This is a genomic window from Promicromonospora alba, assembly GCF_042654905.1.
Lineage (GTDB): Bacteria > Actinomycetota > Actinomycetes > Actinomycetales > Cellulomonadaceae > Promicromonospora > Promicromonospora alba.
In genome coordinates this window covers 1-19,876 of record NZ_JBHSFI010000007.1, presented here as the reverse complement: position 1 = coordinate 19,876, position 19,876 = coordinate 1, and the positions used below count along the sequence as shown (strand labels likewise).

The window sequence follows — 19,876 nt, the reverse complement described above, 5'->3', positions numbered from 1 at the left end:
TCCCTCTCGATGCCTGGTGTTTCGACCTGGTGTTTCGACCCGCTGGGTAACAGTTCCACGAGTCGGGTGTCGCGCAACTCGGGTGGGCTACGCGACACCCGCTCCGTCGCCCCTGCTCAGCGCAGCCGGCGGAAGAACCCGCGGATGTCGTCGATCAGCAGGTCGGGTGCGTCGTGCGCCGCGAAGTGCGAGCCCGTTTCGTACACGTTCCACGAGACTATGTTCTTGTGGTCCCGTTCGGCGAACGCGCGGATCGAGTGGAAGTCCCAGGCGAAGTTGGCCAGCCCGATCGGCACGGTGGTCGGCTCGCTGGGCTTGTCCGTGGCGTGGAAGTCCTCGTAGTAGAGACGCGCCGACGATGCCGCCGTGTTGGTGAGCCAGTAGATCGTCGTGTTCGTGAGCACGTAGTCGGGGTCGAGGTTCGGCCCGAGCAGCTGCGCGTTCCAGCCGAGCTGTCCCACCGGCGAGTCCGCCAGCGCGTGCGAGAGCGTCTGCGGGGCGGTCGACTGCAGCTTGTCGTACGCGCCGCCGTTCTCCAGCCACCACGCCAGGAACTCGACGTTCTTCTGGTCCTCCGGCGACAGGCCCTCCAGCTCGGCGGGATCGCCGGACGGGAACGAGAAGATCTGGGTCACGTGCACCCCGAGGACGTGCTCGGGGTCGCAGCGCCCGACCTCCGGCGAGATGAGGGAGCCGCCGTCGTTGCCGTGCGCGCCGTACTGCTCGTACCCGAGGCGGCGCATCAGCTCGGTCCACGCCTTCGCGATCCGGTACCGGCTCCAGCCCTTGTCGGTGGTGTGGCCCGAGAAGCCGAAGCCCGGCACCGACGGGATCACCAGGTGGAACGCGTCGGCCGGGTCGCCGCCGTGGGCCCGCGGGTCGCTCAGCCGGTCGATCACGTCCAGGTACTCGACGACCGTCGTCGGCCAGCCGTGCGTGAGCAGCAGGGGAGTCGCGTCCGGCTCGGGGGAGCGGACGTGCATGAAGTGCACGTTCTGCCCGTCGATGGTCGTGGTGAACTGCGGGTACTGGTTGAGCCGCGCCTCCCAGGCGCGCCAGTCGTACTCCTCGCGCCAGCGCCGGACGAGGCCCTGCAGGTACTCGAGCGGGACGCCGTAGTCGCCGCCGCCGTCGGGCAGCTCGTTGGTCCAGCGCACGCGGGCGAGACGCTCGTCGAGGTCGTCGAGGTCGGCCTGGGGGATGTCGATACGGAACTCGTTGATGCTGTTCTCGTTGATGTCCATGTCTCAACTCTGACGGCCCATTAGGAAGATCTGCTTCCTCATGGCGTGCGAATCTTGGGCCATGTTGGAAACCTCGGCGCGGCTCCTGCGCCTGCTCTCCCTCCTCCAGCTCCCGCGCGACTGGACCGGTACCGAGCTGGCCCAGCGGCTCGGGGTGAGCGGGCGGACCATACGCACCGACGTCCAGCGCCTGCGCGACCTCGGCTATCCGGTCGCGGCCACCCGAGGGAACGTCGGCGGCTACCGCCTCGGCGCGGGCGCGGACCTGCCGCCGCTGCTGCTCGACGACGACGAGGCGGTAGCGGTCACCGTCGGGCTCCGGACGGCGACGGGCGGCGCCATCGCGGGGATCGAGGAGGCGTCGCTCCGGGCGCTGGCCAAGCTGGAGCAGGTGCTGCCGTCCCGGCTGCGTCGGCGGGTCAGCGCGCTGCAGACCTATACGGTGCCGGTACCCCGCGACGACGCGGGACCGTCTGTCGACACGGAGATCCTGACGGCGCTCGCCGCCGTCTGCCGTGACCGTGAGCGGCTCCGGTTCGACTACGCGGACCACTCCGGCGCGGCCACCGTGCGCGCCGTCGAGCCGTACCGGCTGGTCAGCTGGGGCCGTCGCTGGTACCTCTTCGCGTGGGACCTGGACCGGGAGGACTGGCGGACCTTCCGCGTCGACCGGATGCGGCCGCGCATCCCCACCGGCCCGCGGTTCGCTCCGCGCGAGCTGCCCGACGACGTCGCGGCGTACGTGTCGAGCCGGGTCTCCGCCGCCGCCTGGCGCTACCGGGCGCGCGTCACCGTGCACGCCCCCGCCGAGGTGGTGGGCGAACGGATCAGCCCGGCGGTGGGCGTCGTCGAACGCGTCGACGAGCACACGTGCGTGCTGGACACCGGCGCCGACTCCGTGGAGACGCTCGGTGCGCACCTGGGACTGCTCGACGCCGACTTCGACGTCACCGGCCCGCCGGAGCTGGTCGCCCACCTCCGCTGTCTGACCGCCCGCTACGCCCGCTCGACCCCAGACCGTTGAGTGCTGGGTATTTGCCCTTCCCGAGCAAGAAAGGGGGCAAATACCCAGCACTCAACGGGTGAGGTGGGTCAGAGGGATCCGCCTGCGACCCTCGGGGCTGAGGCGGACTCGCCCGCGTCGCCGATCGTCTCGCGCGCCACGTAGTTCTCCAGGTCGAACAGGTTGTCGCCGGCACGCTTGGCGACGGTGACGAGGGTGGTCGCGGCGGCGACCTCCTCGACCTGCTCCTCGAGGAACCACATGAGGAACTGCTCGCCCAGGGCGTCGCCCTCCTCGCGCGCCGCGCGGAAGATCGCCTCGATCTGCCGCGTGACCTGCTGCTCCTGGTCCAGCGCGAGCTGGAGCGGCTCGATCACGTCGGCGAAGTCGTTGCGCACCGCGGGGGTCCCGGGGATCTGCACGGGCAGGCCGCGGTCCAGGTGGTACTGCACGATCATCATCCCGTGGTTGCGCTCCTCGAGCGCCTGCCGGTAGAAGTGCGCGGCCAGCTGCGGCAGGTCGTGGCTGTCGAACCAGACAGCGATCGCCACGTACTGCAGGTGCGCGGCCAGCTCGTGGCCCACCTGCTCGCCCAGCAGGCGCAGGTACTGCGAATTCTCCGAGGTCGTCGTCATGCCCCTCACGCTACCCGGCGTCACGGACACTCCGCCTCTTGACACATGCCTATATGGGTATATGTTTGAGCCATGGCACGAGCAGCGACCACTACCGACGCGTTCAACGCGGTGGCCGAGCCGCGCCGTCGCGAGATCCTCGACGCCCTGGCCGGCGGCGAGCTCGCGGTGGGCGACCTGACCGAGCTGCTCGGGCTCGCCCAGCCGCAGGTGTCCAAGCACCTGCGGGTCCTGAGGGAGGTGGGGCTGGTGGACGTGCGCGACGACGGGCGCCGCCGCCTGTACCGCGTGAACGCCGCGCCGCTGCGCGCGGTCCACGACTGGGTGGTCGGGTACGAGCGGCTCTGGAACGAGCGGTTCGACCTGGTCGACGACGTCCTCGACGAGCTCACCCGAGCGGTGTCCGAGGGGTCTGCGCCATCTGAGTCATCAACGGCAACCGAAGAGGAACAGGGAAGAGGAGATTGACATGGCTACCACCACCAAGGGCAGTGCGGTCCTGACGCTGCCCAGCGACACCGAGATCCTGGTCACCCGGGAGTTCAACGCACCGCGGCGCCTCGTGTGGAAGGTGCTCACCGAGCCCGACCTCATCAAGCGCTGGTGGGCCGGGCAGCGCGGGACCGTGACGAGCGCGTCCGTCGACCTGCGCGTCGGCGGCACGTGGCGGTACGTCATGACGGCCGACGGCGGGTTCGAGGTGGGCTTCCACGGCGAGTTCCGCGAGATCGACGCGCCGGCGAGCATGGTGCAGACGGAGGTCTACGAGGGAGCGCCCGACGGCGACTCGGAGCCCACCCTGAACCACTACACGCTCAGCGAGCACGACGGGCGCACCACGCTCACGGTCCGCACGGTCACCTCCAGCAAGGAGCTGCGCGACCTGATCATCGACTCGGGCATGGAGGGCGGCATGCAGGAGGGCTACGACCTCCTGGAGGAGCTGGCGGTCGCCCTGACCCCGCCACCTCGTTGAGTGCTGGCTATTTGTTGGCCCGCGGCGCAGATCCCAACAAATACCCAGCACTCAACGGAGGGCGGTTCGGAGGGCTGCCGTCAGCTCCTCGATCTGGTTGAGCTGGGCCGGGGTCAGAGCGTCCACGAACAGCTCGCGGACCGCGCGCAGGTGCGGCACCGAGGCGCTCCGGAAGGCGCGGGCGCCCTCGTCGGTGAGCACCACCTCGGCGCCGCGGTAGTCGACGGCGCAGTCGTCGCGGCGGATGAGGCCGCGCCCCTCCATGCGCCGGAGGTGATGGGACAGCCGGCTGCGCTCCCAGCCGACGGCGTCCGCGAGCTCGGAGGAGCGCAGCCGGCGCCCGTACGCCTCGCTCAGGGCGAGCAGCACCGCGTAGTCGCCGGGCGAGAGCGCCGACTCCTCGTGCAGGCGGCTGGCCAGCCGCGTGTTCAGCGCCTGCGCGGTCTCGATGAACCCGCGCCAGATGCGCAGCTCGTCCGCCGTCGGCGACTGCCGGGTACCGGCTCGGCTCGGGCGGGACGGCGTGTCCTGCGTCACGGTGACCTCCACTGGTTGACGTGTCAACCATATCGGGTACATGATTGACACGTCAATCAAATGTGCAGTGCAGTCGTGGAGGAGTCCTCATGGGCGACATCGAGATGGGTGACATCGAGTTCGGCATCGACACTTTCGGGGACCTGCCGCGGAACGACCGCGGCGAGGTCATGTCCCACGGCGCGGCGATCCGCGCCACCGTCGAGGAGGCGGTGCTCGCGGACCAGATCGGGATCGACGTGATCGCCGTCGGCGAGCACCACCGGCCCGAGTTCGCGATCTCCACGCCGGAGACGGTGCTGGCCGGCATCGCGACCGCTACCTCGAAGATCAAGCTCGCCTCGGGTGTGACCGTCCTGAGCTCCGACGACCCGGTGCGGGTCTTCCAGCGGTTCGCGACCGTCGACGCGCTGTCCAACGGGCGGGCCGAGGTCATCCTCGGGCGCGGCTCGTTCACCGAGTCGTTCCCGCTGTTCGGCTACGACCTGCGCGACTACGACCAGCTGTTCGAGGAGAAGATCGACCTGTTCGTGAAGCTGCTCGACGAGAAGCCGGTCACCTGGGAGGGCAAGCTGCGGCCGTCGCTGGAGAACGCGGACGTCTTCCCCAAGACGGACTCGGGCCGCCTGACCACCTGGGTCGGCGTCGGCGGCTCGCCGCAGTCGGTGATCCGCACCGCCCAGTACGGGCTGCGGCTGATGCTCGCGATCATCGGCGGGGCGCCCGAGCGGTTCGTGCCGTACGTCGACCTCTACCGCCGGGCGGCCAGGGAGCTCGGCACCACCTCCTACCCGGTGGGCATGCACTCGCCGGGCTTCGTCGCCGAGACGGACGAGAAGGCGATGGAGCTGTTCTACCCGGGCTACAAGGTGATCCGCGACCGCATCGGCGCCCTGCGCGGCTGGCCGCCCGTGCGTCGCGAGGAGTTCGAGGCGGACGTCGCCGAGGGCTCCCTCTACGTGGGCTCGCCCGAGACCGTCGCCCGCAAGATGGCCCGCGCCATCGGCGCCCTCGACGTCGGCCGGTTCGACCTCATCTACTCCTCGGCGGGCACGGTGCGCGCGAGCGACCGGCTGCGCGCCGTGGAGCTCTACGGCACGCAGGTCATCCCGATGGTCCGCGAGCTGCTCGCCGAGCAGCCGGCGAAGGTCGAGGTGGCCTGATGGCGGAGGCTCCCGTGCGCACCCTCGGCACCCTCGGCATCCTCGGCGCCGGCAAGGTCGGCACCGTGCTGGCCCGCCTCGCCGTCGCCGCCGGATACGACGTGCTCGTGGCGGGCTCCGGCGACCCGGCCCGGATCGCGCTCACCGTGGAGGTCCTCGCCCCGGGGGCCCGTGCGGTCGACGGGGAGACGGCGGCCAGCGAGGCGGACGCCGTCGTCCTCGCCCTGCCGCTCGGCAAGTACCGGTCGATCCCGGCCGGGGTGCTGGAGGGCAAGCTCGTCGTCGACTCGATGAACCACTGGTGGGAGATCGACGGGCCCCGCGACGGGATCCTGCAGGCGGGGGAGTCCACGAGCGAGCTCGTCCAGGCCGCGCTCCCGGGCGCGCGCGTCGTCAAGGCGTTCAACCACATGGGCTACCACGACCTCGAGGACGGAGCCCGGCCGGCGGGCGCGGCCGGCCGCAAAGCGATAGGGATCGCCGGCGACGACCAGGCCGACGTCGCAGCGGTGGCCGCGCTCGTGGACGCGCTGGGCTTCGACCCGGTGGTCGTCGGAAAGCTCGCCGAGGGAGTCCGCATGGAGCCCGGCACGCCGGCGTTCGGGGCGAACGTCGAGGCCGGGCGGCTCGAGGAGATGCTGGACGGCGACCGCTCGACCGCTCGGTAGCATCGGGCTGCCGCCGGACAGGTCGGCGCCGGACGCACGCTGGACGCAGGGGGAGTGATGGTGAAGCGGCTCGCACGCCACTGGGTGCTCGGCTGGGCTCTCTCGCGGGGGACCGAACCGCCCGTCGAGCAGGCGGAGGGTTTCCGGATCGACGTCGGCCTGCCGCACCACGTGGCGCGGTACGTGCTGCTCGACGCCGATGAGCCCGCCGCCGAGGCCGCCGTCCGCAAGGTCGCCGGATCGGTCACGGTGCCGAACACGTGGCTCAAGGCGTTCGTCGCCCCTGAGCTCGTCGCGTCCTGGCTCCCGCCCGGCTGGACGTCCGGGCCGCCGACCTTCCTCATGGCCACCCAGCTGTGTCCGTCGGAGGTGCGCGCCCCGGACGGGTACGCGCTGACCGCCGAGACCAGGGCGGGCGTGACCTTCGTCCGCGTGCTCGCCACCGACGGCGCGGTCGCCGCCCGCGGACAGATCGCGGTGACCGGCGAGAGCGCCGTCGTCGACCAGGTGGAGACCGATCCCGCGCACCAGCGCCGCGGCCTGGGCAGCCTGGTGATGCGCACGCTGGCGAACGGCGCCGTCGCACGGGGTGCCTCGACGGGCGTGCTCGGCGCGAGCGCCGAGGGTCGCGCCCTGTACGAGGCGCTGGGCTGGAAGGTGCACGCGCCGCTCGCCGGGTTCGTCTACCGGGCGACGGCCTGACCCGGCGGCACGGTCACACTCTCCTCGACCGTTCCTCAGCCGGTCAGCTCGCGCACTGCCCCGTCGACACCGCGGTGTCCAGCTCGGTGGCCCGGTCGGCGACCGGGAGCAGCTCGGCGCTCGTCATCGCGTAGCCGATGTTCTCCTCGGAGACGTCGCGCGCGAAGATGACGCCGGCCACGTCGCCGCCGGTGGTCAGGAGCGGGCCGCCCGAGTTGCCGGGGCGTACCTCGGCGGCCAGGGAGTAGACCTCGCGGTCGTTGGCGCCGCGCCCGTACGAGTCCGGCACGCGGGTGGTGCTGACGCTGAGCACCCCGGCGCTGCCCGAGGTGAACGGGCCGCCGTAGGGGTACCCCTGAACGACGGCGTCGTCGCCCACCGACAGGGTCGGCGCGATGTCGAGCGGGTCGGCGGCCAGCCCGTTGACGGCGATCACCGCGAGGTCGTCGACGGGGTCGTAGTAGACGACCCGGCCCTCCCGGACCTCGCCGCCGGGCAGCTCGACGACCGGAAGGTCCACGCCCGCGACGACGTGCGCGTTGGTCACCAGGCGGTCGGGCGCCACGACGAAGCCCGACCCGGTCGAGCTCTTGCCGCACGCGTACGCGATGCCCGAGATCCGGGCCACCGACTGTGCGGAGGCCTCCAGCGCGTCGTTGTCGAGGTCGACGGCGGGCACGACCGGCGTGTCGCGCGGCACCATCAGGATGTTCAGGCGAGGGAGGCCGTCGTCGAGCACGATGGAGCGCATCTCGGCGAGCGGCCGGCCCACGGCCGGCGGCGTCAGCTCGTCGATCGTGCGCAGGACGGCGGACGACGAGACCGCCGAGGCGACGCCGGGGGCACCGGTGGCGCTCACCGCGTTGCCGACGAACGAGAGCGCGAGGGCGACGACGCCCACGTTCGCGACCCCGCCCAGCAGCCGCTCGAGCGGGCGGAGCGAGGTGCGGTCCACGCCCTGGCGCAGGCTCCGCCCCATCCCCGCCCCGACGGACGCGCAGAACAGCGGCAGCAGGATGGCGACGGCGACGGACACCGGCCCGCGCCACTCGGAGGTGGGCAGCAGGTCGTTGACGGCGGGGACCGCCCAGAAGGCGGCGACGCCGCCGACGATGAGCCCGATCAGGCCGCCGAGCGTGGCCAGGAGGCCACGGCTCAGACCCGCCATGAGGGCCATGAACAGCACCACGAGAAGCACCAGGTCGAACAGCTGCACGGGGCTCCTTCGGGGGCGGTGGGCTGCGGGCGGACGGGCAGGATGAGATGACCGTAAGCGCTGAACCTGCGAGCCGCGGCCCGCAACGCACGTCCATCACCCGATCCGCCGATTTGCGGTGAGAAGTTCACCGCCACTTTCACCTTTCTTTCGGCGGTCCGGTGCGCGGTGGCGGGCGTGGGTGTGCGCGCGTTCGTGCCGGAACGCGCGCGCACGTTAGTGTGCCGCCCGCGGGCGGCAGGTCTTTTTCACCCGTGCGCATGTCCGAATCCTCCGACCCTGGAGCACCTATGAGCTTCGCTGACCGCATAGTCGCCGCGAACGAGCTGATCTGGTCGATCCCGCTGATCGCCCTCTGCCTCCTCGCCGGTCTGTACTTCTCCCTCCGCACCGGGTTCCTCCAGGTCCGGCACATCCCCGACATGCTCAGCCAGCTCAAGAGGGGCGAGAAGTCGGAGAACGGCACCTCCTCGTTCCAGTCGCTGATGATGTCGCTCGCGGGTCGCGTGGGGATGGGCAACATCGGCGGCGTCGCGACGGCCATCGCCTTCGGCGGCCCGGGTGCGGTGTTCTGGATGTGGACCTCGGCGTTCCTCGGCGCAGCCACCTCGTTCATCGAGTGCACCCTCGGCCAGATCTACAAGGAGAAGGACCCGGACACCGGTGAGTACCGCGGTGGCCCGGCGTACTACTTCGAGAAGGCGTACAAGCACAAGGCCCGTGGCCTGTCGCTGACCTACGGGATCGTCTTCGCGGCGGTCACCATCCTCGCGATGAGCTTCTTCCTGCCGGGCGTCCAGGCCAACGGCATGGCCTCGGCCATGAACACCGCGTGGGGCGTGCCCACCTGGGTCACCGCCGTCGGCCTGGTGATCCTGCTGGCCTTCATCGTCATCGGTGGCGTCAAGCGCATCGCGCACTTCGCCGTGATCGTGGTTCCCACCATGGCCCTGCTCTACATCCTCATCGCGGCCATCGTGTTCTTCATGAACTTCAGCGAGATCCCCCGCGTGTTCGAGCTGATCTTCGGCAGCGCGTTCGGTGTCCAGCCGGTGTTCGGAGCGATCCTCGGTCTGGCCGTCCGGTGGGGCGTGCAGCGCGGCATCTACTCCAACGAGGCCGGCCAGGGCACCGGACCGCACGCCGCTGCCGCCGCCGAGGTCTCGCACCCCGCCAAGCAGGGCTTCGCGCAGTCCTTCGCGGTGTACGTCGACACCCTGTTCGTCTGCTCCGCTACCGCGTTCATCATCATCTCGACGGGCATGTTCAACACCTTCGCCGGGGAGACCTGGCCGAGCGAGACGATCCACGAGGGCCACGGCGGCCTGAGCGTCGACGTCGAGCCCGGTCCGGGCTTCGTGCAGCAGGGCCTGGACTCGGTGTTCCCGGGCGCCGGCCCGTCGTTCATCGCCATCGTGCTCGCGTTCTTCGTGTTCACCACGATCGTCGCGTACTACTACATGGCCGAGACGAACCTGACCTACCTCACCCGCAAGATGAAGAACCGTCTCGTCGCGCGGGGCCTGCTGCGGGTGCTGCAGGCGCTGGTGCTCGTCTCGGTGGCCTACGGCGCCGTGACCACCGCCGGCGCGGCCTGGGGCCTCGGCGACATCGGTGTGGGCTCGATGGCCTGGCTGAACATCATCGGCATCCTCTTCCTCCAGGGCCCCGCCCTGAAGGCGCTCAAGGACTACCGCGAGCAGAAGAAGCGGGGCCTGGACCCGCAGTTCGACCCGCGGCGGCTCGGCATCGAGAACGCGACCTTCTGGGAAGACCGCGCCGACCACCGCCAAGAGGCCACGGCCGCCAAGAAGTAGCCCGCCCGAGACCGTTGAGTGCTGGGTATTTGCCCTTCTGCGCCGTCAGAAAGGGCGAATACCCAGCACTCAGCGGTCAGTCGTCCAGGGGGGAGGGGCCTAGGTCGGTCAGGAGGTCCTGCATGCGGGCGTAGGCCTTGTTGCGGTAGGCGACCAGCTCCGCCGTCCGCTCCGGGTCGATTGTGCGGAAACCGCCGCCGCTCTTGGTGCCGAGGTGTCCCGCGTCGACCCGCTCCTGGAGGATCGGCGGGGTCGCGAACCGCTCGGGGAACGTCGTCTGCAGCGAGCGATAGCAGAACGCGTAGACGTCGAGCCCTGCCATGTCGGCGATCGCGAACGGCCCGAAGAACGGGAGCCGGAACCCGAAGGTGGTCCGGGCGATCATGTCGATGTCCTCGACCGACGCGACGCCCTCGTCTACGAGCTTGGTCGCCTCGTGGAACAGGGCGTACTGCAGGCGGTTGAGCACGAACCCGGTGGCGTCCGTCAGCCGCGCGCTGCGCTTGCCGACCTGCGCCAGCAGCGCCTCGACCGGCTCGAGCACCGCTTCGGAGGTCCCGGCGTGCGGGATGAGCTCGACGCCGGGGATGAACGGCGCCGGGTTGCTGAAGTGCACGCCCAGGAACCGCTCGGGCGCGCTGACCTGCTCGGCGAGCTGCGTGATCGAGATGGTCGACGTGTTGCTGCCGATGATCGCCGTCGGGTTGGCCGCGCTGATCCGGGCGAGCGTCGCGTGCTTGAGCTCCAGGATCTCCGGCACCGCCTCCTCGATGAACCGGGCGCCCTCCACCGCCTCCTCGACGGACGCCGCGGCGCTCAGCCGGGCCCGGACCGTCTCGGTGGCGCCCTCCGGGAACAGGCCCTCCTTCTCGAACTCCGCGGTCTCCCGCAGGATCCGCTCCAGGTTGCCCGCCGCTACCTCCGCCGAGACGTCGGCGAGCCGCACCTCGTTGCCCGCCAGCGCGAGCACCTGCCCGATGCCGCCCCCCATGTACCCCGACCCGACGATCGCGATGTGCTCGCTCATGCGTTCTCCTCCTCGTACGTTCCGATGGACGCCACCTTCCGGGCCGACGGCGAGGCCTCGTCGAAGTGGTACCCGAGCCATTCCGAGACGAGCCGCTTGGCGAGCTCCAGCCCGATCACGCGCTGCCCCATGGTCAGCACCTGGGCGTTGTTGCTCAGGACGGCCCGTTCCACCGAGTAGCTGTCGTGCGCGGTCACCGCGCGGATGCCCGGCACCTTGTTCGCCGCGATGGCGACGCCGAGGCCCGTGCCGCAGAACAGCAGGGCCCGGTCGGCCTCGCCCGCCGCGACCCGGCGGGCGGCGTCGACCGCGACGTGCGGGTAGTCCGTGTGCTCCTCGCCGCTCACCCCGACGTCGGTCACCGACTCGACCCGCGGGTCGGCCAGGAGCTGCGCCTTCAGCGCGTCCTTGTACTCGAAGCCTGCGTCGTCGCTGCCGACGACGAGGCGCAACCGGTCGGTCATGGGGTACGTCCTTCTGTCCGGGCGATGCTGGTCTGAGCGATGCTGGTCTGCGTGATGCTGGTCTGCGTGATGCTGGTCTGCGTGATGGCGGTCTGGGTGACGGCGGTCAGCACGAGCGCCAACGAGGTGGCACCGGCGTCGGGATGGCCGAGGCTCCGTTCGGCGAGCGGCCGGGCTCTGCCGAGCGCGGGCCGCAGTTCGGAGGTCGCCCGAGCGGCCGCCGTGGCGTCCGCGGCCGCAGCGGCAAGCGCATCGACCAGCGGCAGACCGGCGGCCGCAGCGGCCTCCAGCCGCTCGACGTACGGCACGAGCGCGTCGACCATGGTCTTGTCACCCACCGTCGCCCGGCCCAGCCGCACCACCGTGTCCAGGGCGGCACGGGCGGCGGCCGCGACGTGGGCCACGCTCACGTCGTCCCGGTCGAGCGCGGGCGCGAGCGACGTCAGCGCCGCGCCCCACAGGGCGCCCGACGTGCCGCCGGCGATCTCGCTCCAGCCCTCGCCCGCGGCTCGCAGCACAGTGCTCAGGCCGGAGTCCCGGGCAGCGGTCGCCGCGTCGAGCGCCGCGTCGATCCCGCGGCGCATGCCGACGCCGTGGTCGCCGTCGCCCGCTATCGCGTCGATGCGGCCCAGCTCGTCCTCGTGCTCGTGGAGCGTCACCCGCATCGCCGCCAGCAGGACCAGCGCGCGGTCGGCCCGCGCGACCGACGCGGGCGAGGCGGTCTCGATCGGCTCGGAGCCGGACGGCGCCGGGTCGGCGCTCGCGGCGGCACGTGCGCCGTCGGCCCCGCCGGGGAAGGAGTGCCGCTCGACGCGCCCCTTGCGGTACGCGGGCGTGTACGCGGCAGCCCGCCAGAGCTCCTCGAGCTCGTCCGTGAGCCAGAACAGCGTCACCGAGACACCGGCCATGTCCAGGCTCGTCACCAGCTCGCCGCACTCCGGTTCGACGACGGTCAGGCCCGCGTGGCCGAGCCGCGCGGCGACCTGGCCGTAGAGCACGAAGAGCTCCTCGTACTTGACGGTCCCCAGCCCGTTGACCAGGACGGCGACCCGGTCGCCACGGTCCTCAGGCACGTCTGCCAGCAGCTCGGACACCAGGATCTCGGCGATCTCGTCTGCCGAGCCCATCGGCACGTCCCGGATCCCCGGCTCCCCGTGGATGCCCAGCCCCACCGACATCATGCCCTCGGGGACCGTGAACAGCGGGCCGTCGGCTCCGGGGAAGGTGCACCCGCCGAATGCCACCCCCAGGGTCCGCGTCCGGTGGTTCGCCGCGATCGCGAGCTGTTCCACCTCGTCGAGCGAGTCGCCCCGCTCGGCGGCCGCGCCGGCCACCTTGAACACCACGAAGTCGCCCGCGATGCCACGCCGGTCGGCGATCCGGTCGGCCGGGGCGCTCGCGATGTCGTCCGTCACCAGGAGGGTGCGCGTGTCGATCCCCTCGGCGCGCAGCCGCTCCTGCGCCGCGCCGAAGTGCAGGACGTCGCCCGCGTAGTTGCCGTAGCTGAACAGCACGCCGCCCCCGGCGTCGGCCCCGCGGGCGACCCGGTAGGCCTGTCCCGCCGACGGCGACGTGAAGACGTTGCCGCAGACGGCGCCGGCGGCCAGCCCCGCGCCGACCACTCCGGCGAAGGCCGGGTAGTGCCCCGACCCGCCACCCACGACGACCGCGACGTGACCGTCCGGCAGTGGGTCGGCCCGCACCACACCGCCGTCGACCCTGCGGACCAGGTCGCCGTGCACGGCGGCGAACCCGGCCAGGGCGTCCTGGACGAAGCCCTCGGCGGTGTCGAGCACCCGCGTCATCGGGCCGCTCCGGTCAGGCCGGGCTGGCGCACCCGGCTGGTGCCGAGCGCGTAGCCGTGCCGCTTGGGCAGCACGTGCCGGCGGAGGTAGTCGCGGTTGGCCGCGCAGACGCTGAGCCCGTCGCCGCCGTAGTTCTCCGTGCAGATCACGCCCTGGAAGCCGTTCGCCAGCGCCGTGCGGAACGCCGACCGGTAGTCGATCAGGCCGAACTGCATGGGGGCGGGCACGGCGAAGTAGGCGTCACGCTCCAGGTCCTCGTCGCGCGAGTAGTTCTTGACGTGCCAGAAGTTCGTGAAGGGGAGCGTCTTCTCGACCAGCTCCTGCCACGGCTCGACCTGCCGGTGCAGGCGGACCAGGTTCGCGATGTCCGGGTTGAGGCCCACCTCGGGCAGGCCGATGTCCTCGATCAGGCGGACGGCGGAGTCGGCGGTGCCGAGGAACGTGTCCTCGTACATCTCCAGGGACAGCAGCACGCCCACCTCGGCGGCATGCCGGCCCAGCTCCTGGAAGCGGGCCACGGCCAGGGGCCAGTCGTCCGGGTCGTCGTGGTGTCCGGGAGCGGTCCAGAACCACAGCTGTTCCTTCTGCTGCGGGGTCAGTGCCTGGTGCAGGCCCACCGAGACGACGCCGATGCCCAGCGCGGCCGCCGCGTCGATCGTGCGGTGGCTGTAGGCGAGGTTGGCGTCGCCGTCCTTCGTGTCGATCACGCTGCGCCGGATCGCCGAGACCGAGGCCAGGCCGAGGCCGAGGTCCCGCGCCGTGCCGGCGAGCCGGTCGAGCGCTGGACCGTCCAGGTCTCCCGGCCGCAACCAGGAGTCCGTCAGGTCGACGTGGTCGAACCCGGCGTCGGCGATGTCGGTGAACACCTCGTGCCACACAGCGGGGTCGTCCTGTGCGGACCGGCCGTCCGGCGTCACCGCGGGGAACGGCAGGGTGCTGGCCGCGATCGGCCAGTCGGCCGCGAGGAGGCGACTGTCCGGCTGGTCGGTGCCGCCCGGCTTCCCGGTGCCGCCGGACGCCGTCCGGTCAGGCGTGGTGGTCTGTTCCGTGGTCAACTCTGACCTCCGTTCTGGGCACGCCGGTCTCCGTTGAGCCGGGTCGTGCCCTCGTTGGTGGAATGGCTACTGTTCGGCGGGCGTGCTGTCGGCGGGTGGGCTGTCGGCGGGTGGGCTGGTCGAGCCGCGGACCACCAGCTCGGTCGCGAGCTCGATGTGGCGCGAGACCGGCTCCTGGCCGGCCGCCAGGGCCAGCACGCTGTCCAGCGCGACGCGCCCCATCTCCCACAGCGGCTGCCGGACCGCGGTGAGCGGCGGCGTGGACCACGCCGCGAGGTAGGTGTCGTCGTAGCCGACGACGCTCAGGTCGCGCGGCACGTCGAGCCCGTGCCGGCGGGCCGCCGCGAGCACCCCCATGGCCTGGGTGTCGCTGGCCGCGAAGATCGCGGTCGGCCGGAGGCCGGACCGGAACCAGCGGTCGGCGACCGCGAAGCCGGAGTCGTAGTCGAAGCCCGTGAACTCCACGAGCTCCTCGTCGACGGGGACGTTCGCCGAGGCGAGCGCGGCCCGGAACCCGTGCACGCGGGCGGTCGCCGCGACCGACTGCGGGCGCCCGCCGAGCGCGGCGATCCGCCGGTGGCCGAGGCCGAGCAGGTGTTCTGTCGCCGACATGCCGCCGGTGAAGTTCGTCGATCCGACGCTCGGGACGTCCGGGTTGGTCAGGTCGAGCGGGTCGATGACCACGACGGGCAGGTGCTCCTGGCTCAGCCCGGAGACGTGCTCGGGGCTGAGCTCCGCCGTGAGGATGATCGCCCCGGTGCGACCGGCGCTCGACAGACGGCGTGCCCAGTCGCCCGGCGCCAGCCAGCCGGTGTCGGGCGCCGCCCGGTGAAAGCGGCTGATGACGATGTCGGCGTCGGCCGTCTCGGCGGCGTCGGTCACCCCGCGCAGCACCTCCATCGCGTACGGGGTGGTGAGCTGGTCCGCCATCACCTCGATGCTGCGCTGGGCCAGCGGTCCGCGCGTGCCGCGGCGCACGTAGCCGAGCTCCTCGATCGCCGCCTTGACCCGTGCGCGGGTCTCCACGGCGACGTCGGAGTGTCCGTTGAGCACCTTGGACACCGTCGGCATCGAGACGGCGGCGGACCCGGCGACGTCCGCGAGGGTGGGCCGCTTGCCCGCAGTTCTTTCGAAATATTTCGCTGGCACGCCTTCGAATCTAGCCCAGCGGCGGCCGGATGGGCAACGTTTTCGACGAAGAGAACACTGCCGTTGGCGAGGGGCAGCGATGGGGTAGTGCGTTCGAAATATTTCGAAGTACTGCTACGAGGAGGACGGCGGGGGAGGGGGAGCTAGTAGGGCGTCGATGATCCCCGTCATCGTCTCGGGCATCGGGAGCCGGGCGAGCGCCCGGAAGAGCAGGGTGCCGAGCAGTGCGTCGGCGACTGACTCGGCGCTGACGGCGGTGCTCAGCTGGCCGGCGTCCTGCCCCCGCCTGAGCCGGGCCACCAGGGGCTCGTAGGTCGGCCGCATGATGTGCTCGTAGAGCCGGCTCGCGTCCTGCTCGGGGCCCGTCGCCGCCGTGACCAGCGCGCGGACCACCTGCAGGAAGCGGGAGTCGCCCATCTTGGCTGCCGACGCGGTGGTCCACGCCTTGAGGTCGGCGCTCAGGTCGCCGGTGTCGGGGAGGTCCAGGGCGGGGAGTCGGAGGAGGCCTTCGATGACGGCGTCCGCGACGACCATCGACTTGGCCGACCACCACCGGTAGATCGTCTGCTTGCCGGCCCCGGCGCGCGACGCTATCGCGTCGATCGTGACGTGGTCGTAGCCCAGCTCCGTGGTGAGGGTCGCGGCGGCCTGGAGGATGGCCAGCCGCGTCGCCTCGCTCCGCGGGCGCCCGGTCCTCGTGGCTGTCATGTGCCGATCCTATGGGCTACGCTGCACTTACGAGACGCGAAGTCTCGATAGTCACGAGGGAGCACCATGGCTGACGAAGTGGTTGTTGTGATCGGAGCGACGACATGAAGCTCTCCGAGGTGAACCCGGAGCTCCGGCGGGCCTACTGGTTCATGCGGACGACGCCGGCGAGCAGCCCGGCGCTGCTCAGGCTCCTGCAACGCCTGCCGCTGCAGATCCCCGACGGCAGGGCGCCGGCGGGGATGACCCTGGAGAAGGTCCGGTTCGGCAACGCCGGTGGCGTACGCGTCTACACCCCAGCGGGTGGGGGATCCGGTGCCGCGCTGCTGTGGATCCACGGCGGGGGCTTCGTCATGGGCTCCGCGGCCCAGGACGACCGCGCGTGCTTCGCCACCGCTCAGGAGCTCGGCGTGGTCGTCGTCTCGGCGGAATACCGGCTGGCACCCGAGCATCCGTTCCCGCTGCCGCTGGACGACTGCCTGGACGCCTGGGACTGGTTGCAGGAGAACGCGGCCGCGCACGGGATCGACCCCGAGCGTGTCGCGGTCGGCGGTCAGAGCGCAGGCGGGGGACTGGCCGCGGCGCTCGTGCAGCGCATCCACGACGAGCGCGGCACCCAGCCGGTGGCGCAGTGGCTGTTCTGCCCGATGCTCGACGACCGGACCGCCGCGAACCGCGAGCTGGACGCGGTCCGGCACATCCTCTGGAACAACCGCTCCAACCGGACGGGCTGGAGTGCCTACCTCGGCACAGCAGGCGCGTCAGAGGTGCCCGACCACGCGGTTCCCTCGCGGCGCCCGGACCTCACAGGCCTCCCGCCCGCGTGGATCGGCACGGGCGACATCGACCTCTTCCACGACGAGAACAAGGCGTACGCGGAACGGTTGACGGCCGACGGCGTCCCCACCACGTTCGACGTGGTCCCTGGCGGCCCGCACGCCTTCGAGTCCCTCGGCGCGGAGGCCGAGGTGTCGGTGGCCTATCTCGGCCGGGCGCACCGCTGGCTGCGGGAGCGGCTCGGCTGAGGCGCCGGGCCGGGCCGGTGTCCGGGTTGCCCGAGGGGAGTCAGGGGAGGATCGAGTCCACGTATCCGCCGTCGACCCGGACGGCGGCGCCCGTCGTCGCCGAGGCGAGCGGTGAGCTGAGGTAGGCGACCATGTTCGCGATCTCCTCCGGCTCGATGAGCCGCTGGAGCAGCAACTGCGGGCGGTGCAGCCGCATGAACTCGCGCTGGGCCTCGTCCCAGGGCAGGGCCGGGTCCACGAGCTCGTAGACGAACTTCTCGACCCCGCCGGTGTGCGTCGGGCCGGCGATGACTGAGTTGACCGTGACGCCGGTGCCCGCGGCCTCCTTCGCGAAGCCGCGGGAGACGCCCAGCAGCGCCGTCTTGGAGACGCCGTAGTGGATCATCTCGGCGGGGATGACTATCGCGGAGTCGCTCGCGATGTTGAGCACGCGCCCCCAGCCGCGCGCCGTCATGCCCGGCAGGCTGGAGCGGATCAGGCGGACGGCGGCGAGCACGTTGACGTCGAAGTACCTGCGCCACTCGTCGTCGTCGATCTCGAGCGGCGGCACGCTGCCGAAGATGCCCAGGTTGTTGACCAGGACGTCGACGTCGCCGGTGGCGGCGAGCACCTCCGCGGCGCCGTCCGCAGTGGTGACGTCGCCGGCCGCGGCGACCAGCTCGCGGTCCGCGGACTCCGCCCGGAGCTCGGCGATGGTGTCCGCCACGCCCTCCGCGCGGCGCCCGTTGATCGCCACCCGGGCGCCCGCGTCGGCGAGCGTGGCGGCGATCGCGCGGCCGATGCCCTGGGTCGAGCCGGTCACGAGCGCGGTCCTGCCGGTCAGATCGATGCGCATGTTGTCCCCTTGCTGTCTAGGTCACCCAGGCTGGCTGAACATCCAGCACAGCCCGCAGAACCGGTCTCCAGCCGAACATATTCCGGCCTACCTGGCACCTTCCGGAACAGCGGACCCCGCCCAGAGAACCGGTGACGGGACAGCTGCCGAGGCGGTCGTCGCGCTCGTCGTCGCCGCTGTGGACCGAGCCCCTAGCCCTCTTCTGCGCGGGTCCACCGCTCCCAGAGCCACAGGATCAGGACGATCAGCAGAAAGCCGGGTATCCCGATGGCGCCGAGCTTGCCGAGCCAGTTCGTCACCTCGGCCCCGATGCCGATCTCCGCGCCGTCGGCGGTCGTGCTGCCGTCGTTGGTGCCGGTGCCGGTGCCGGTGCCGGTGCCGGTGCCAGTGCCGTCGCCAGTTCCGTCCCGGCCACCGCTGTTCGGATCGCCTCCTGCAGCGGACCGCCCGCCGGCGTTATCGCTGCCCGAACCGCTCCCGCCCTCGTCTTCGCCGTTCCCGTCGCTCCCGCCCGTGTCACCGCCGTCGGCGGAGCTGGTTCCGGGGTTGTCCGATCCGCTGTCCTGCTCGTCGGACGGCTCCCCGCCGATGCCAAACTCGGCGAGCCAGTCGGTCACCGTCGCGCCGATATCGGGGAGCGGGTCGTTGGCGGTTCCGGAACCGTCGGCACCGCCACCCTCAGTGCCGTCGCCCTCGAAGGAGTTGGTCCCGGGTCGAGAGTCAGGCCCAGCTCCGCCTTCGGGCGGGCTGTTCGTACCGTTCGCTGAGCCGCCACCACCGCCACCGCCGTCACCGCCGTCACCACCGCTGCTCGTGTCGCCGGACCCGCCTGTTCCGTCGCCTGCACCCGCGCCACCGTCACCCGCGCCACCGTCACCCGCACCCGCGTCACCTGCGCCATCACCCTCGCTCACGCCATCGTCACCAGTGCCGCCCTCTGCGCCGCCACCAGTGCCGGAGTTGGCATCGCCGCCGCCGCCGGTATCGCTGCCCTCACTGGAACCATCGCCCTCAGTGGAACCACCGGCGCCCTCGCCGGCACCACCGGTCCCAGCACCTTCGCCGGTGCCAGCAACGTCCTCGCCGCCACCATCAACACCATCGCCCTCACCGCCAGCGCCATCAGCACCGGCACCTTCACCAACAGCACCGCCGCCTGCGCCCTCGTCGCCCGCGCCAGCACCCTCGCCACCACCAGCGCCTTCACCGCCAGCACCAGCACCGCCAGCACCGCCACCAGCACCGCCACCGCCAGCCCCACCAGCGCCCGGAACCGGAGCAGACTCAGCCGCTGGCGGATCAGCCTGATTGGCGACGAGCGCGGCGGCACCACCCCCGAGGGCGAGCGCCGCGAGCACACCCGCGGCGATCGCCGCCTCCTTCTTGCCGAACGGGCGCGGCGCGCCCGCCCCCGCTGCGCCTGCCCCGCCCGCGCTCGCTCCGCCCGCTGCTCCACCCGCCGCCCCGGCCGCTGCTCCGCCGACCGCAGCGCCGAGGGCTCCGGTGGCGACCGCCCCCGCGATGACGTGCTGTCCGAGGTCGCGGAGCATCCAGGACACCTCGCGGACGTCGACGAACGCCCTGGTGCACTCGGCGCACCCGTCCATGTGGACCTCGAACCGGGCGCGACGGCGGGGGAGCAGCCGGTCCTTGAGGTAGTCGTGCATGGCGGCGCGGGTGCTGCGGCACTCGGGTTCGTTGACGCCTTGGGCGTGGGCTGCGGCGAACGCGCCGGCGAGGCGTTCTTCGGCCCGGCGCAACCGCATGGTCACGGCGTGGGGCCGCACGCCGAGGTTGGTGGCGATGTCGGCGACCGCACGGTCGTGGACGTGGCGTTCCAGGAGGAT

At 71.7% G+C, this 19,876-nt stretch carries 20 protein-coding genes; 8 read left to right on the top strand and 12 right to left on the bottom strand.

Features of this window, described 5'->3' with window-relative positions; all coding sequences use genetic code 11:
* Nucleotides 1-116 precede the first annotated feature (116 nt).
* Nucleotides 117-1,244, bottom strand: a complete 1,128-nt coding sequence (locus ACFO6V_RS21655; protein WP_377139249.1) for an epoxide hydrolase family protein — start codon at nt 1,242-1,244, stop codon at nt 117-119.
* A 61-nt stretch (nt 1,245-1,305) separates the two neighbouring features.
* Here ACFO6V_RS21655 and ACFO6V_RS21650 point away from each other — a divergent pair, with 61 nt between their 5' ends.
* On the top strand, nt 1,306-2,268 hold the full coding sequence (locus ACFO6V_RS21650; RefSeq protein ID WP_377139247.1) for a helix-turn-helix transcriptional regulator: 963 nt from the start codon (nt 1,306-1,308) through the stop codon (nt 2,266-2,268).
* Nucleotides 2,269-2,336: 68 nt separating this feature from the next.
* Here the strand turns inward: ACFO6V_RS21650 and ACFO6V_RS21645 are convergent, their stop codons facing one another.
* Nucleotides 2,337-2,882, bottom strand: coding sequence for a ferritin (locus tag ACFO6V_RS21645; protein WP_377139244.1), 546 nt, complete (start codon nt 2,880-2,882; stop codon nt 2,337-2,339).
* 72 nt (nt 2,883-2,954) lie between these two features.
* On the opposite strand from ACFO6V_RS21645, the gene ACFO6V_RS21640 reads away from it, so the two are divergent.
* Together ACFO6V_RS21640 and ACFO6V_RS21635 are read left to right on the top strand one after the other, a co-directional pair.
* Nucleotides 2,955-3,350, top strand: a complete 396-nt coding sequence (locus tag ACFO6V_RS21640; protein WP_377139242.1) for an ArsR/SmtB family transcription factor — start codon at nt 2,955-2,957, stop codon at nt 3,348-3,350.
* A gap of 1 nt (nt 3,351) precedes the next feature.
* Nucleotides 3,352-3,858, top strand: coding sequence for an SRPBCC family protein (locus tag ACFO6V_RS21635; RefSeq protein ID WP_377139239.1), 507 nt, complete (start codon nt 3,352-3,354; stop codon nt 3,856-3,858).
* Between the two features lie 51 nt (nt 3,859-3,909).
* Here the strand turns inward: ACFO6V_RS21635 and ACFO6V_RS21630 are convergent, their stop codons facing one another.
* Nucleotides 3,910-4,395, bottom strand: a complete 486-nt coding sequence (locus ACFO6V_RS21630) for a MarR family winged helix-turn-helix transcriptional regulator (RefSeq protein ID WP_377139236.1) — start codon at nt 4,393-4,395, stop codon at nt 3,910-3,912.
* A gap of 104 nt (nt 4,396-4,499) precedes the next feature.
* Here ACFO6V_RS21630 and ACFO6V_RS21625 point away from each other — a divergent pair, with 104 nt between their 5' ends.
* From ACFO6V_RS21625 to ACFO6V_RS21615, 3 genes are read left to right on the top strand one after another with little or no spacing between them, the layout of a single operon-like run.
* Nucleotides 4,500-5,558, top strand: coding sequence for an LLM class flavin-dependent oxidoreductase (locus tag ACFO6V_RS21625; RefSeq protein ID WP_377139679.1), 1,059 nt, complete (start codon nt 4,500-4,502; stop codon nt 5,556-5,558).
* Complete coding sequence (locus tag ACFO6V_RS21620; protein WP_377139233.1) at nt 5,558-6,226, top strand: NADPH-dependent F420 reductase; 669 nt, start codon at nt 5,558-5,560, stop codon at nt 6,224-6,226. Before ACFO6V_RS21625 ends, ACFO6V_RS21620 begins: the two co-directional genes overlap by 1 nt.
* Before the next feature lie 57 nt (nt 6,227-6,283).
* On the top strand, nt 6,284-6,928 hold the full coding sequence (locus ACFO6V_RS21615; RefSeq protein WP_377139230.1) for a GNAT family N-acetyltransferase: 645 nt from the start codon (nt 6,284-6,286) through the stop codon (nt 6,926-6,928).
* A 43-nt stretch (nt 6,929-6,971) separates the two neighbouring features.
* On the opposite strand, the gene ACFO6V_RS21610 is transcribed toward ACFO6V_RS21615, so the two are convergent.
* The gene (locus ACFO6V_RS21610) at nt 6,972-8,144 is read right to left on the bottom strand and encodes a MarP family serine protease (protein ID WP_377139227.1); all 1,173 of its coding nucleotides are present in this window, start codon (nt 8,142-8,144) and stop codon (nt 6,972-6,974) included.
* Between the two features lie 290 nt (nt 8,145-8,434).
* Between ACFO6V_RS21610 and ACFO6V_RS21605 the strand changes: the two genes are divergently transcribed.
* Nucleotides 8,435-9,961, top strand: a complete 1,527-nt coding sequence (locus ACFO6V_RS21605; protein WP_377139224.1) for an alanine/glycine:cation symporter family protein — start codon at nt 8,435-8,437, stop codon at nt 9,959-9,961.
* A gap of 76 nt (nt 9,962-10,037) precedes the next feature.
* Here ACFO6V_RS21605 and ACFO6V_RS21600 read toward each other — a convergent pair whose 3' ends face one another.
* The 6 genes from ACFO6V_RS21600 to ACFO6V_RS21575 all read right to left on the bottom strand — a co-directional run bounded on the left by ACFO6V_RS21600 (nt 10,038) and on the right by ACFO6V_RS21575 (nt 16,169).
* Nucleotides 10,038-10,988 carry a 3-hydroxyacyl-CoA dehydrogenase family protein gene (locus ACFO6V_RS21600; protein WP_377139221.1) on the bottom strand — a complete coding sequence of 317 codons (951 nt, stop codon included), beginning with the start codon at nt 10,986-10,988 and terminating at the stop codon, nt 10,038-10,040.
* Entirely contained in the window at nt 10,985-11,452 is a 468-nt protein-coding gene (locus tag ACFO6V_RS21595; RefSeq protein ID WP_116674828.1) for a ribose-5-phosphate isomerase, read from the bottom strand. The genes ACFO6V_RS21600 and ACFO6V_RS21595 overlap by 4 nt, the downstream gene beginning before the upstream one ends.
* Complete coding sequence (locus ACFO6V_RS21590) at nt 11,449-13,257, bottom strand: dihydroxyacetone kinase family protein (RefSeq protein WP_377139218.1); 1,809 nt, start codon at nt 13,255-13,257, stop codon at nt 11,449-11,451. The genes ACFO6V_RS21595 and ACFO6V_RS21590 overlap by 4 nt, the downstream gene beginning before the upstream one ends.
* Nucleotides 13,254-14,204, bottom strand: a complete 951-nt coding sequence (locus tag ACFO6V_RS21585; RefSeq protein WP_377139676.1) for a sugar phosphate isomerase/epimerase family protein — start codon at nt 14,202-14,204, stop codon at nt 13,254-13,256. The genes ACFO6V_RS21590 and ACFO6V_RS21585 overlap by 4 nt, the downstream gene beginning before the upstream one ends.
* Before the next feature lie 174 nt (nt 14,205-14,378).
* Nucleotides 14,379-15,461, bottom strand: coding sequence for a LacI family DNA-binding transcriptional regulator (locus ACFO6V_RS21580; protein ID WP_377139215.1), 1,083 nt, complete (start codon nt 15,459-15,461; stop codon nt 14,379-14,381).
* Between the two features lie 114 nt (nt 15,462-15,575).
* Nucleotides 15,576-16,169, bottom strand: a complete 594-nt coding sequence (locus ACFO6V_RS21575; RefSeq protein ID WP_377139212.1) for a TetR/AcrR family transcriptional regulator — start codon at nt 16,167-16,169, stop codon at nt 15,576-15,578.
* Between the two features lie 104 nt (nt 16,170-16,273).
* Here ACFO6V_RS21575 and ACFO6V_RS21570 point away from each other — a divergent pair, with 104 nt between their 5' ends.
* Nucleotides 16,274-17,194, top strand: coding sequence for an alpha/beta hydrolase (locus ACFO6V_RS21570; protein ID WP_377139209.1), 921 nt, complete (start codon nt 16,274-16,276; stop codon nt 17,192-17,194).
* A gap of 40 nt (nt 17,195-17,234) precedes the next feature.
* Here the strand turns inward: ACFO6V_RS21570 and ACFO6V_RS21565 are convergent, their stop codons facing one another.
* Together ACFO6V_RS21565 and ACFO6V_RS21560 are read right to left on the bottom strand one after the other, a co-directional pair.
* Nucleotides 17,235-18,029, bottom strand: a complete 795-nt coding sequence (locus ACFO6V_RS21565; RefSeq protein WP_377139206.1) for an SDR family NAD(P)-dependent oxidoreductase — start codon at nt 18,027-18,029, stop codon at nt 17,235-17,237.
* Between the two features lie 191 nt (nt 18,030-18,220).
* Nucleotides 18,221-19,876, bottom strand: a 1,656-nt coding sequence (locus tag ACFO6V_RS21560) for a zf-HC2 domain-containing protein (protein WP_377139203.1), incomplete at its 5' end; no start/stop codon positions are given.